Below are 12,420 nucleotides of genomic sequence, written 5' to 3'. Positions count from 1 at the left end.
CGGGAAGAATCAGGGTTTGAAGACCAGACGGCGCAGGGTGTAATACATGCGTTTGAGCGATTCGTCGGTTTTGTCGCGGATGACGTGAAGCAGGCCGGGCCGGTCCAGTCCCTTTAAATCCAGCGTCCGGTGCAGGGATCCATCCTGTGAAGGAAGGAGGGTGAATTCCAGGCTTTGTAAAACCCGGTCCGCCGCGGGATGAGGTGTCGCGGCGCTGATGGATTGAAGGGAGTCGCCCAGCGTTTCCAGCAGGTAGTACATGCCCATGAGCATCATCGAACGGCCGATTCCCATTCCACGAAAGCCATTGGCAACGATCACGAGGTCCAGTCGTGCGTTATAAAAGACGCGATTGAGTGTATCTGTGCGGGGTAGATGGACGAGCGAAATGCAGCCCAGTGGATCGTTTTTGTATACAAGGACAAGTACCTTGTGGTGGTTTTCCAGGGCTGTCGGGTTGGAATCCAGCAGGCTCACCAGTCCCGGTTCCAGGAAGCGGAAGCGCTTGAAAGTGACCATGTCTCCTTCCAGCACCCGCATCTGGGGATAGGTCGCCACCCGGCTTTCCACCGATTGACCTGCCTCGAAATTTAAGGTTTCGTCTTTCACAATCCGTTCTTGCTCACAAGTTTGGAATTATCTTCAGTATAAAGGCTCGGAATTGTTTGCCAACCGGGGTCAATCCGATATTTTCAGGAGCGTTTTTTAAGAAGGCAAATTACAATCAGTTTTCAACCTGAACCTGATCGAGAATTTTGAGGATGCCTTCCATGTCGTAGGTATGTATGTACGATTTCAGGTGGGTGGCCAGTTCGCGGCTGTCGCCTTCCAGGTCTTCGAGGTATTTTTTAAGCTGAGTGATGTTGTAGAACTCCGCCGCGTCCCGCAGATTTTTCAACAGTTCTTCCGGAACCACAAAATGCGAATAGTCGTCCGGTATTTTCTGCTCGACTTCGGGTTTTATTTTCTCGTGGTATTCAAAGGTGACATCGAGAAGCTTTTTCAGGGAATTGAACACCTCCTGCGTGCGGAACGGTTTCAGGATGATGTCGTGGCATCCAAGCTGGAGGAACCGCTCTATCTCATGTTCCAGCGCTGAAGCGGTGATGACCACAATTTTGAAGCGGTCATTGCCGAATTCCCGGATGATTTCCTGAATGGCGCGGGTGCCGTCCATTTTTGGCATGCGAATGTCCATGAAAATGATGTCGGGAAGGTGTTCCCGGGTTCTTTCCAGGGCTTCTAGGCCATCTTCCGCCTCTATGGTCGTCACGCCGATACTTTTCAGGAACCGGCACAGGACTTCCCGGTTTTCCTCCACGTCATCGGCAACGAGTGCGGTGATGTGCTGGCCTTCCTCCAACCGGGAAACAAACTGAAACATATCCTGGGCGGGTTTCACCTCCTGGGTCGGGGTGGGCAGCTTGACTGTAAATTCGAAGCGGGTCCCTTCTCCGACCTCAGACTCCACCTTCAAGTCGGAACCCAGCAAAATCACCTGTTTGCGTGCGATGGCCAGGCCCAGCCCCGTCCCTCCCGACTTGATCCCCTGGTCTCCCTGCCGGAAAGGGTCGAAAATCGACTGCAGGTCTTCCGGGCGAATGCCCTGTCCGGTGTCAGCCACTTCAAATTTATAAAAATGGTTGTTCTCCGGTATGACGGAAATGCGGATGCTCCCCTGGTGGGTGAACTTGATGGCGTTGCTGATGAGATTGATGAGGACCTGCTTGAGTTTCGCCTCATCACCAAACACCACGGTCTTTTCCTGTGGAGGAGGAGTGACTTTCAGTTCCAGTCCTTTTTGTTCGCTACGCAATTTGAACATGGAGATCAGGTGGTCGAGAAGCATATCCAGGCTGAAAGGAGCGGGTTGCAATTCCATTCGGCCTGCTTCGATTTTTGAGATGTCGAGGATGTCGCTGATGAGAGCCAGCAGGTTGCTTCCGCTGGAGATGATGGTTTCCACCGCTTTCCGTTGTTCTGGGTCGAGCCTTTGATCGCGTTGCAGGATCTGCGAGTAACCCAGGATGGCATTCAGCGGCGTGCGTATTTCATGACTCATGTTGGCGATGAAGGTGCTTTTCGCCATGTTCGCCGCCTCCGCGGCCGCTTTGGCCTGTTGCAGCTGGATTTCGAACTGTTTGCGTTCGGTGATGTTGGTGCACAAGGCACAAAGACCGTAAATTTCGTTGTTTGAATCCCGCAGGGGAAATTTGACCGAAAGGTAGGTTTCGGTGGTGCTGTTTTGAATCACCAGCTCCTCGGTTTCCACGGATTGACCGGTCTGAAAAATGTCTTCCTCCTTGAGGAAAAACTGGTCCAAGAGATCCCGATCAAAAATTTCTTCCGAGGTTTTTCCGCGCACTTCTTCATTGGAAAGCCCGAACAGATTCACAAACTGATGGTTGACCAGGAGAAAGCGGCGTTGCAGGTCTTTCATGTAAACCAGGGGCGTCGCGTAATCGAGAACGTTCTGCAGGCGTTGTTCGCTTTCGCGGAGGGCGTTCTCCGACTTTTCGCGTATCTCTATTTCATGTTGCAGGTCGCGGGTGCGTTCTTCAACCTTCGCTTCCAGCTCTTCGTGCGCCTGAAGCAGGGCCTGGTCGCGCTCCTGGATCTGACCCAGCATGACGTTGAACTGGTTGACGAGAAAACCCAATTCGTCTTCCCGGTCCCTTTCAACCCGAATTGAAAAATTCTGTTCCTTGGAAACGCGGTTCACGATTTCCGCGAGATGAAGAATTGGTGCGGAAACCGTGCTTTGCACCCGGGCGGAAATGAGAAAAGAAACCAGCAGGGAGAGTGCGAATACGATTCCCGATACAACGGCGTAATGCTGAAGACGCTCCGTAAGCAGGTTGGTGTCCGACTGGAGGTACAACGTGCCAATTTGTTCTCCATTCGCCATTACGGGGCGGAACAAATCGATTTTGTCGTCCCTGTGGAATTCCGCCGAGCTTTCAGGGGGCGGGCGAGGGAATGTTTCAGGCCCCTTTCCCTGCCGATGGTAATGGGAAAACAGGTTGCCCTGTTTGTCATATAAAGCCGCGGAGACAATACGGGAATCCGTTTTGAGGGCCTGCAACAGTTCAAACCCGGTCTGGGAATCTTGAAACCGCAGGGAGGCGGTGCTGTGGGCCCCCAGGATCTGCGCCAGACTTGCGAGTTCCCGGGTTTGCGTGTTGCGAAAGGTCAGTACGTCGTGGATGCTGAGGCCAATGACCGCGAGCAACAGGGCCACGGTACTGGTCAGCATTATGATGGCGATCAGTTTATGCCGGAGGGAAATGTGTTTCCAGAATTTCATAACCGCTCTTGAAATGAAAATTTGCGATAAATTCCTCCCTTATTATTTTAAAGTGAAAATCCGAAAAGCGAAGTCTTTATCCACTTCCGGGAAAAAGAAAGCCCCACCCGGGAGGTGGGGCTTTCAGTCCTGTTGGAGAGTCTCCAGAAGAAACGACCGGTTGGGTCATTTCAAACCGGAGGCTCCCATTGTACAGTGACTAGACAATGGATCACCTCCTTTCATCCAGGGGGTGGATCATCGGCGCTCAGGGCTCCCTGGCTCCCATTTGCGCAACCCTCCCCAATCCCGATTGAATCATAAAATTGCAATCGGGAAAACAGAATCTGGCAAGGGTTTTGCGCGGGCGCTTCAGTACCCGCGCAGATGCTGGCGGATCTGCTTCGCCGCCATTTTGTATAACTGACGTTCCGAGCCTCCGAGCATGCCACCGCTGACTTGTGTGTGCACTTCCCACGCGCCCAGCATGCCCTGCTCTCCCATGAGTGCGAACTTGACCACCATGTGTGCCTCCGCCGAATCGCTCAGCCCGAAACTGAAAAACCGACCCCAGCGGCTTCCCGATGAATAGCGGTCGATCTTGAACTTCAGCTCCCACCGGGCGTCTTCGGGTTCGAGAGCGACGATGTACAGGGAGTTGCGAAACTCCTCCTCCAGTGCCAGTTTCAGCTTGAGGCCGGGCTCGGCGAACGCATTCCGGTTTTCCGTCAGGTGGTTCAGGAACACGGTGTTGCGATGCTCGCTCCAACGCTTGTGTGTGGTGGACTCGACATGCGTGCACGCGTTCAAAAGCAAAGTCGTGATCAACGCAATCAATGTAAAAAATCGGGTCATCGGGTTGGATACTCCAGAATGCGATCGGGTTTTCATGTTAGCGGCTTGAACAGGTACGGTTCAAGTAGGGTCCCTTAAAGTCAGGTCACGACAGCCATTCCACCACCTTTTCCTCGAAGCCGCTGAACCAGATTTGCAGTTCGATCGGGATCATGCTGTTGAAGTAAGTCAGGTAGCCCGCGGCCAGAGCGTAACCCAGGCCGATCAACAGCAGGCCGCTGAACAGGTTGGTCGAGTGCAGAAGAAACGTGCGGCTGCCCAATTGTATGTTCCAGCCCTTGCCGCGCAGCATGCGCCAGAACCAGCTGTCCTTGCTCAGGTGACTGCAGAACGCCGACAGGATGACCAGCGGCATGCCCAGCCCCACAGCGAAAAAGAACAACAGTGTCATGCCCTGAAGAATGGTTTTTTCCGAAGCGGCAAGGATCAGGATGCCGGACAGGATCGGCCCCACGCAGGGGGTCCAGCCCATGGCGAAGGTTGCGCCGAACAGAAAATACCCGATGAAGGTCGAAGCCGGTGCGTTCTGAAACGTCGCCCCGGAAAATCCCTTGCCGAAGAGGGTCATCACCCCGAAGATCAAAACCAGGACTCCGCCCCAGGTGGTCAGCGAAAACAGGTAGTCACGAAGCAGGCTTCCGAGAAAACTGGCCGATGCCCCCATCAGGATGAACAACGACGCCAGCCCGCAGAAAAACGCAAAGGAGTTGAGCGTCATGCGTGCCCGCGTGGTCTGCGCAGTGACGGCAAAGTACGCGGGCAGGATCGGCAGGGTGCACGGAGACAGAAAACTGAACAATCCCGCCAGAAAGGACAGAATGCTCAGCAGGAGGATGTTGGCTTTCGGCAGGGTGGATTCGGGCTGGAAAGGATTGGACGCGCTGGCGGAAAACAGACTGCCGCTTTCAGAAGAGGCGTCACTGGACGAGCCGAAAGGCGAATCTCCGCTGTTGCCGAAAGGATTGGACCCGGATGCGTTGTTGTCGGAGGGCGTGTTGGAAAACGCGGCCTGGGTGGTTTCCTTGTAATGCTTCGGCGCGTGGTTGCTGGCACAGCGGAAACCGACATCCGGTCCCATCGAGTCCGGCGGGGTGTACTGCCGGTAACCCGCACGCGCAAACTCTTTCAACACGATGTCATAAAAACCGCCGGGAAAGTGCCCGGTGTTGGCCGCGGAGTGGCCGCGCAAAACCTTCTGCCCCTGACCGAACCCGGTCAATTGATTGTCATTGCCTTTGTATCCATTGTAATCGTCCGCCACCCATTCCCACACGTTGCCGACCAGATCGTGCACGCCTTCGGGAGTGGCGCCTTCCGGATGCGAGCCGACTTTGTGCAGTTTCAATTTCGTGCGCGAGTTTTTGGGCAGGTTCGCCCTGGTTGCGTCGAACTCATTGCCCCACGGGTATTCGCGCCCATCGGTTCCGCGTGCGGCGCGTTCCCATTCCTTTTCCGTGGGCAGTCGCTTCCCCGCCCAGTCGCAGAAATTGGAGGCGTCGTACCACGATACCCAGACCACCGGCAAATCGCCTTCACCTGCGGGATAAGTGCCGTTTTCCCAGTAATCCGGCGACACCGCGCCGAGGGCGTCCACGTATTGTTTGTAACGGCGGTTCGTCACTTCATGGCGATCGATGTAAAACCCTTTGAGGAAGGGTTTCTGCAGGGGTTGCTCGTCTTTGTACAGAGGTTTGGGGACGCCGACCGCCAGCAGATCACCGGTCTTGTCCACCTTGTCGGTGCCGAAGACGAACTGCCCGGCGGGAATGTGCACCATGTCGCCCTCCAGCGGGCGGTCCGGCTGGCCATCCTCATGCGCGAAGGCGGGCGCGGCAGTGAGGCACAGGAAGCAGATCAGATGTGTGATGAATGTGCGCACGGTCATGTCCGGTAGGAGAACGGCATCAGGGTCCGGAAGTGGAGCTTTTAAGCGGAGCGCCCTGTTGAACTTTCAAGAGGTCCATGAAGTAGGCGATGGTTTCCGGCTTGGACCAGTCTTCCGCACCGGCCAGCACTCCCAGAATCCGGCCTTCGGGATCGATCAGAAAAGAGGTCGGCAGGCTGTGCACGCCGTACTGTTTGCTGATTTCCTGCTTGGGGTCGAGCAGGACGGGAAACGTCAGGTTGTAGGCATTCATGAACGGTTCGACCACCCGTTTGCCAAAGGGGTCATTGGAGATGCCGAGCACGGTCAGGTTTTCCGCTTGAAACCGGCGGTGCAGGGCTTCCAGCGAAGGCATTTCCATTTTACACGGACCGCACCACGTGGCCCAGAAGTTAAGAAGCAGGTAGCGCCCACGGTAATCCTTGAGGGAGCGGTCGCCGCCGTCCAGGGATTTCAGGGTGAATGGAGGCGCAGGGGTGGTGTCCGATTCCGCCACTGCGGGGGAGGAAACCAAAAGCGCCGCTGTTAGCAGAACCACAAGCCCGAAGAAAATGTGCCTGAAATGAAAACGACCCGGCTGGCACAGCGGCCGGGTCGAAATTACCTGACGCATACGCAATGAAACGGGATGACCGGGACAGGCCCGGTGTGTGTCCAATTACTCGACCGCCTCTATACAGCGTACCATGGGAATGGCTTTTTTCAAGGCGCGTTCGATGCCCATTTTCAGGGTCATCGTGGAACTGGAACAGGAACTGCATGAGCCCACCAGGCGCAGTTTCACGATTCCATCTTCGATGTCCACCAGCTCCACATTGCCACCGTCCTGCATGAGCTGCGGTCGCAAGGTGTCGAGGACGGACTCGACCTCATCTTTCATTTCATCAGCCAAGGTTCCGGTTCCTTGTTATTGCGGTTGGGGTCCAGAGACTGGACCCGAGGATCAGTCTTCGTCGCCGACGAGGGCTTTTTTCTTCTCGAGCAGCTCTTCCTCGGTTTCATCGTGTTCCGGATCCTTGGGAATGCAGTCCACCGGGCAGACCTCCACGCACTGAGGCTCTTCGTACCAGCCCACACACTCGGTGCAGCGCTCCCAGTCGATGATGTAGATTTCGTCGCCTTCAGCGATGGCTTCATTCGGGCATTCGGGTTCACAGACTCCGCAGTTGACACAATCCTCGGTGATCATCAAAGCCATGGTGTAACTCCTCCGCCAATTTCAGGCAGGCTATTTATGAATCGGGGTATCAAACCCGTTTTTCAAACGATTGGGAATCGGGGTCCCATTCAAAGAACGCCTGATCCCGTATTTCCCTATTATACACAGAAATCACCAGGTATCGGGCCTCGGGGTAGGTCGGCTGACCGTCGAACAAGGCCATTGCCTTATCTTCCTCCGAAAAGTATGCATCGTGTTCCGGATGGGAATGATAAAACAACTTGATCGCCAGTTTTTTCTGTTCCGCCTCGCGAAGGATCCCCATCAACTCCTTGGGGTCGATGTAGAAGGCGGTGCGTGCGTCCCGCACAAATGTTTCAGGATCCTTTTCGTGCAACTTGTTCTGAATGTTGGTGCACCGGAAAAGGATGTCTTCTCTATCCGAATCGGGCTTTCCAATGATGATCCCACAGCATTCGTATGGATACTCATCCAGCGCATGCTGGCGCGCTTCCTCCAGCTTGTCGGCTGCCAGTGAGATCATGATTTATTCCCTATTTTGGTTCCCGAAATCGGGGTTTGTCAATGAATTTCTGGGGCGTTTCCGGGGTCCGTAAATGGCCCTCGTGGTTGTCCTAAGGCCTGCAGACACAACCGTTTTAAACGTGCGAGCGGACCACGAGATCGTCTTCCACCTTGATCTGGCAGGCCAGCCGCAGGTTGGGATTTTTGGTGAGCGCTTTTTTGAGGTTGTTCTCTTCCACCTCGTTACGGGGCGCCACGTTTCCCGATGTGATCTCCACCCGGCAGGAGGAGCACAGGCCACGTCCACGGCAGTTGAGAATTTTAAAAATATGCTGGTAGATGCCGATTTTGTTGCCAATCGCGGCTTCCCGCAGATTGGTGCCCGGCTCCACTTTTATGGTGCGGTTTTGTTTTTCAAAATGAACAGTCAGCATGCTTCCACCTGTACGAAATCACCCAGATGTCCTTTTCCCAGATACCCGTGAAAAGCGCTGCCCACAGTGGTGCAGGCAACGGTCATGTGCACGTACTGGCGTTCGCCATTGTCGGCCTTCAGCACCCCGACCTGGGTGTACGGGGGGATCTTGCCGCCGCAGTTGGCGCATTCCACTGAGTGGGTCTTGCAGATCGATAGCAGACAGGACCGGCACACAACGGGGTTGAACACGTGCACATCCTGACCTTCGTATTCGATGGCGGTCGGCAGGCTTTCCACTTTTGCGCCGCACTGGATGCAGGAATGGGTGCCCGTGGTACCCGGGGTCTGGTCAGTCATCAACGATCTCACCGTTTTTCAGCAGGTTCGAGGCCATTGTATACCAAACGGGGTTCAGTTGATGCAAACTTTTCTCAACTCACGGAACTGGTCGATGACCTTCCCCGCGCCTTTCACGATGCTGAGCAGGGGGTCTTCCGGCTGGTTGACCTTGAGGCTGGTGGTTTCTTCCAGCAGTTTGTCCAGGCCGCGGATCAGGGCGCCGCCGCCGGTCAGGTACAGGCCGTTGGTGTAGATGTCGCCGGAAAGCTCCGGCGGGGTTTTCTCCAATGCTCTCAGCACCGCGCCGGTGATGGCCCCCAGCGGTTCCTTCAATGCTTCACGGATTTCCTCGTCGTTGACCAGGATGGATGTCGGCACACCGGTCTTCACGTTCAGACCGCGTACCTGCGTGGTCAGCGGTTTGGGTTGGGGATACGCACTGCCGACGGCGATCTTCACGCGCTCGGCCTCGAAGATACCGACGTTGAGGTGATGCTGGAGGCGCATGTAGCGCTGGATGGCCTCGTCCATCTCGTCGCCGCCCAGGCGGATGGACTCGCCGTAGGCGATGGCGGAGAGACACGTCACCGCCACATCGGAGGTGCCGCCGCCGATGTCGATCACCATGTTGCCCTCCGGCAGATGCACCGGAATGCCCACGCCGATGGCCGCGGCCATGGGTTCTTCCACCAGGTACACTTCGCGCACGCCGGAAAGAAGGGCGGCGTCGATGACGGCTTTTTTCTCCACCTGCGTGATGCAGGTCGGGATGCCCACCACCATACGTGGCTTCACCAGCCGGTAATTGGTCAGCACTTTTTTGATGAAGTACGAAATCATCTTGTTGGTGACCTCGAAGTCGGCGATGACGCCGTCCTTCATCGGGCGGATGGCCTGCAATTTCGCGTGGGTCCGGCCATACATGCGCTTGGCCTCCAGCCCCACCGCCTCCACCTGCTGAACCCCCGCGCCGTTGCTGCTGACGGCGACAATGGACGGCTCGTTGAGCAGGATGCCCTGGTTCCGTACGTACACCAGCGTGTTGGCCGTGCCCAGGTCCATGGCGACGTCCGAAGTGAACAGGTTGACGAGATGACTCCATAAACTAGGCATGCACGTTGTCTCCGGTGGGGGCGATGCGGGTGAGGGAAGACACCAGCAACGCGGTCAGGTGATCGCCGTCCTCGGGATAAGCGGATATTCCGAATTCCAGATCCGGACGGTACAGGGTGTCGCCGCTGGAAAAGACGGGCTCTCCCAGCGCCTGCAGGATTTCCGGCTCCAGCGCCAGGGCCTGTTCGCCATCCACGTTGACCAGCAGCGCGGCCAGGGTCGTCTCCCCCGCCTTGAAGAGCAGCTTGGGCTGGGGCAGGACCGGGGCCAGGCGCGTGGCGGCTTCGTTCAAAATGGTCTCGCTGGCTTCGAATCCCTGCTTGCGGGCGAGGCCGTCGAGGTTGGTGAAATGAATGCTCAGCATACTGATCGTGCGGTCGGGACTGAAGATTTCGTCTTCCACGCTGACCGACTGAACGGCGGCGAAATGCGGCGTGTGCAGATACCGCCGGGCTGGCGGGTCTTCTCTTTCCTGTGCGCCGAGCGCCGGGGATTGCAGGGCGAAGGTGGTCATCCACAACAGCCGCCCCAGGTCCACCGGTTGCAGGCCGCCCACACGCTGGGTGGCGCAGAGGACCACGCCGGCGGGGTCGCGCCTGAAGTTTATCGGCACGGCGAGAATGGATGAGAACGCACCGACGTTTTCGTTTTTGGCGAACAACACGAAGGGACGGTTTCTGGTATCGCCGATCAAAACGGGGCTTCCGGACTTCGCCGCCTGTCCACAGATGCCCGTGCCCAGTTCCAGCGGCAGGTCCTTGAGGCCCGCACCCCAGCCCCGCGAGGCGGCGAGGCGTCCGTCGCCGTTTTCGTCGAACCACACGACGGCGAGGGCGTCCATCTGCATGATGTTTTTCGGAATGTGCACGAAGCGCTCGCTCAACGCCCGCAGGTCCGGCGATTCCGCCAGGAAACGGCACCACTTGAGGAGCGCTGCGAAATCCGCGGGCTCGCCCGCAAACGAGACCGGTGCGGTCTCCTGCTCCAGGTGCCACAACAACTGGCTGGTGAGGGGTGTCATCATCTTCTGCACCTTGGTGGGCACGCGGTACTGCTCCTTGGAGTCGATGTACAGGATTCCCTTCAAGGCATCGTCATCCATCAACGGGATCGCCCACAGGGATTTCAGATCCTCTTTCCTGCGGTAGAGCTCCAGCTTCGGCGCGGCTTCCTGGGAGAAGTCTTTGACCAGCGGTTTCAGGTCGAACGCCGCCCGGCCCAGCAGGCCCTGTCCGATTTTGAACGACGCGTCTATTTTAATCTGGGGGCTCAACGACTGATGCACGCGGAGCGTCAGGGTTTCCGCATCCGGTTGCAGGACAAACAGCGCCGCAGTGTAGGCATCGGCAAGGTTGCAGATGATGTCCATCAGGTTGTTCAGTGGATTGTCGGTGGCCATGACGCAGGTTTGTTCCCGTCGGCGCGGGCGGCGCGCCGTCACGAAGTGTGTTGGATACTCGACACCGTTCAAAAGCCCGGACCGCATTTTTCCGGAACCCGACGGCGTTAAAAAAAACAGGTTTTGGGAAGGCGGTCCGCAGTTTCAGGTGGCCCTGGATTGCAATAACCCATTTAAAATAAATATTTTAAAGCCCGTCTGGGAGGGTGTCAATCGTTTTGCAAAAATGGCGGACCGGACCCGGTGGAATGTGCGTTTGGTTTGCCGTGCAATTACCTTGACAGAAACTCAAGGGGTGAATATACTCCTAGCCTCTTGCACGGATTTTTTGTTATGATTCCGGAACATAGCGTGGGCTGATAGCTCAGCTGGGAGAGCATCGGCCTTACAAGCCGAGGGTCACAGGTTCGAGCCCTGTTCAGCCCACCATTTTTTTTGCAATCCGGGACGGGGGCCGGAAAAGGGTGCCGAATCCACCTTCCGCCGCCATTTTTCCCGCCGCCGGATTCTTGTGACATGCAGTACCCGGGGACAAGGCCCGTCCCCCCACGACACCAGAGCGGGGTCGTAGTTCAGTTGGTTAGAACGCCGGCCTGTCACGCCGGAGGTCGCGAGTTCGAGTCTCGTCGGCCCCGCCATTTTTTCTGCAGGCCGTGAACACGGCCCAGCCGGACGCCCGATTTTCAGTTGACGAATCGGGCGATTTTTTTTGTCTGCGGTTCCCGTCCGGAGGAACCTTCCCTCATCAACGCATGCCGCCGCCCTGCGGTGCGCCCTCGCTGGGCTCCCCCAGGTTGTATTTCATTTTCAGATTTTCCAGCCTCTGCTGAATGACGCCCGACTGGGCCAGGCTTCGACCCCAATTCCGCCCGGCCTCGGACGACGCCTGCATCATCGTCGGCAACCGCTGCACCCATTTGCGGTAGGCGGGCGTGCGGAATGCCTCGATCAGTTCGCGGATTTCATCGTGTGTGAAGTTCTGGTCGTAGATCGGCAGGATTTCGTCCACCAGGCTTTCGAGATCGGCGTCGGTGATGATCGTGTTCATGAACTCGTCCCAGAATCCCTGCGGGAGGTTCTGGTCCTTGTACGCCGTTTTCAGGATATTGGAATAACTCTGGAGCATCAGCGGACGGAACTGCTTGAGGCTCTCGATGGTGCCGGACACCTCCATCAGTGTCTGGATGTCGCGTTTCTTGGCGGGGTCCATTTCCGCCCAGGCGGGCAGGGCGAGCCCCCACCCGGCCAGCAATACCAGTCCCACCGTCATCGTTTTCTTGATCCTCTGCCAGGTGCCCATCGCCGCCCCTCCTTGAAATTGGAAAGAAAAAATGAAATCCTTACCAATATAACCCGACTTCCGAAAAAGAAAAGGCATCGTTCAATCGGATTCGCGGCGCCCGGGTTTGCCTCCGGCGCGGCCGCGGGCCGGAATCAGGAG

Annotated in this window: 13 protein-coding genes and 2 tRNA genes; 2 read left to right on the top strand and 13 right to left on the bottom strand. The window is 56.7% G+C overall.

Annotated elements, in window-relative coordinates; translation table 11 throughout:
• Positions 1 to 9: 9 nt before the first annotated feature.
• The 12 genes from ACTRW9_RS02060 to ACTRW9_RS02005 all read right to left on the bottom strand — a co-directional run bounded on the left by ACTRW9_RS02060 (position 10) and on the right by ACTRW9_RS02005 (position 11,066).
• Positions 10 to 609, bottom strand: a complete 600-nt coding sequence (locus tag ACTRW9_RS02060; protein ID WP_442428108.1) for a GNAT family N-acetyltransferase — start codon at positions 607 to 609, stop codon at positions 10 to 12.
• A gap of 115 nt (positions 610 to 724) precedes the next feature.
• A complete protein-coding gene (locus ACTRW9_RS02055) occupies positions 725 to 3,307 on the bottom strand; it encodes an ATP-binding protein (RefSeq protein WP_442428107.1) in 2,583 nt (860 codons plus the stop codon).
• Positions 3,308 to 3,658: 351 nt separating this feature from the next.
• Positions 3,659 to 4,141 (bottom strand): hypothetical protein, encoded by a 483-nt coding sequence (locus ACTRW9_RS02050; RefSeq protein ID WP_442428106.1) that lies wholly within the window; start codon positions 4,139 to 4,141, stop codon positions 3,659 to 3,661.
• Between the two features lie 85 nt (positions 4,142 to 4,226).
• Positions 4,227 to 6,026 (bottom strand): SUMF1/EgtB/PvdO family nonheme iron enzyme, encoded by a 1,800-nt coding sequence (locus tag ACTRW9_RS02045; protein WP_442428105.1) that lies wholly within the window; start codon positions 6,024 to 6,026, stop codon positions 4,227 to 4,229.
• Between the two features lie 19 nt (positions 6,027 to 6,045).
• Positions 6,046 to 6,639 (bottom strand): peroxiredoxin family protein, encoded by a 594-nt coding sequence (locus ACTRW9_RS02040; RefSeq protein WP_442428104.1) that lies wholly within the window; start codon positions 6,637 to 6,639, stop codon positions 6,046 to 6,048.
• Between the two features lie 45 nt (positions 6,640 to 6,684).
• Entirely contained in the window at positions 6,685 to 6,906 is a 222-nt protein-coding gene (locus tag ACTRW9_RS02035; protein WP_005008039.1) for a NifU family protein, read from the bottom strand.
• 63 nt (positions 6,907 to 6,969) lie between these two features.
• Positions 6,970 to 7,224: a YfhL family 4Fe-4S dicluster ferredoxin gene (locus tag ACTRW9_RS02030; RefSeq protein WP_442427564.1), complete on the bottom strand. Its 255-nt coding sequence runs from the start codon at positions 7,222 to 7,224 to the stop codon at positions 6,970 to 6,972.
• 49 nt (positions 7,225 to 7,273) lie between these two features.
• Positions 7,274 to 7,729, bottom strand: a complete 456-nt coding sequence (locus ACTRW9_RS02025) for a Mov34/MPN/PAD-1 family protein (protein WP_442427563.1) — start codon at positions 7,727 to 7,729, stop codon at positions 7,274 to 7,276.
• Between the two features lie 115 nt (positions 7,730 to 7,844).
• Entirely contained in the window at positions 7,845 to 8,144 is a 300-nt protein-coding gene (locus ACTRW9_RS02020) for a 2Fe-2S iron-sulfur cluster-binding protein (RefSeq protein ID WP_442427562.1), read from the bottom strand.
• Positions 8,138 to 8,485: a hypothetical protein gene (locus ACTRW9_RS02015; protein WP_442428103.1), complete on the bottom strand. Its 348-nt coding sequence runs from the start codon at positions 8,483 to 8,485 to the stop codon at positions 8,138 to 8,140. Before ACTRW9_RS02015 ends, ACTRW9_RS02020 begins: the two co-directional genes overlap by 7 nt.
• 54 nt (positions 8,486 to 8,539) lie before the next feature.
• On the bottom strand, positions 8,540 to 9,580 hold the full coding sequence (locus ACTRW9_RS02010) for a rod shape-determining protein (protein WP_442427560.1): 1,041 nt from the start codon (positions 9,578 to 9,580) through the stop codon (positions 8,540 to 8,542).
• Entirely contained in the window at positions 9,573 to 11,066 is a 1,494-nt protein-coding gene (locus ACTRW9_RS02005; protein WP_442428102.1) for a GAF domain-containing protein, read from the bottom strand. The genes ACTRW9_RS02010 and ACTRW9_RS02005 overlap by 8 nt, the downstream gene beginning before the upstream one ends.
• Before the next feature lie 266 nt (positions 11,067 to 11,332).
• On the opposite strand from ACTRW9_RS02005, the gene ACTRW9_RS02000 reads away from it, so the two are divergent.
• Positions 11,333 to 11,408: transfer RNA gene (locus ACTRW9_RS02000), tRNA-Val, on the top strand.
• Between the two features lie 132 nt (positions 11,409 to 11,540).
• A tRNA-Asp gene (locus ACTRW9_RS01995) sits at positions 11,541 to 11,617 on the top strand.
• A gap of 107 nt (positions 11,618 to 11,724) precedes the next feature.
• Here ACTRW9_RS01995 and ACTRW9_RS01990 read toward each other — a convergent pair.
• Positions 11,725 to 12,279 carry a DUF2059 domain-containing protein gene (locus tag ACTRW9_RS01990; RefSeq protein ID WP_442427558.1) on the bottom strand — a complete coding sequence of 185 codons (555 nt, stop codon included), beginning with the start codon at positions 12,277 to 12,279 and terminating at the stop codon, positions 11,725 to 11,727.
• Positions 12,280 to 12,420: the final 141 nt, after the last annotated feature.

It is taken from the genome of Nitrospina sp. 32_T5 (assembly GCF_052156635.1).
Lineage (GTDB): Bacteria > Nitrospinota > Nitrospinia > Nitrospinales > Nitrospinaceae > Nitrospina.
This window is presented reverse-complemented; position numbering and strand designations above follow the sequence as displayed.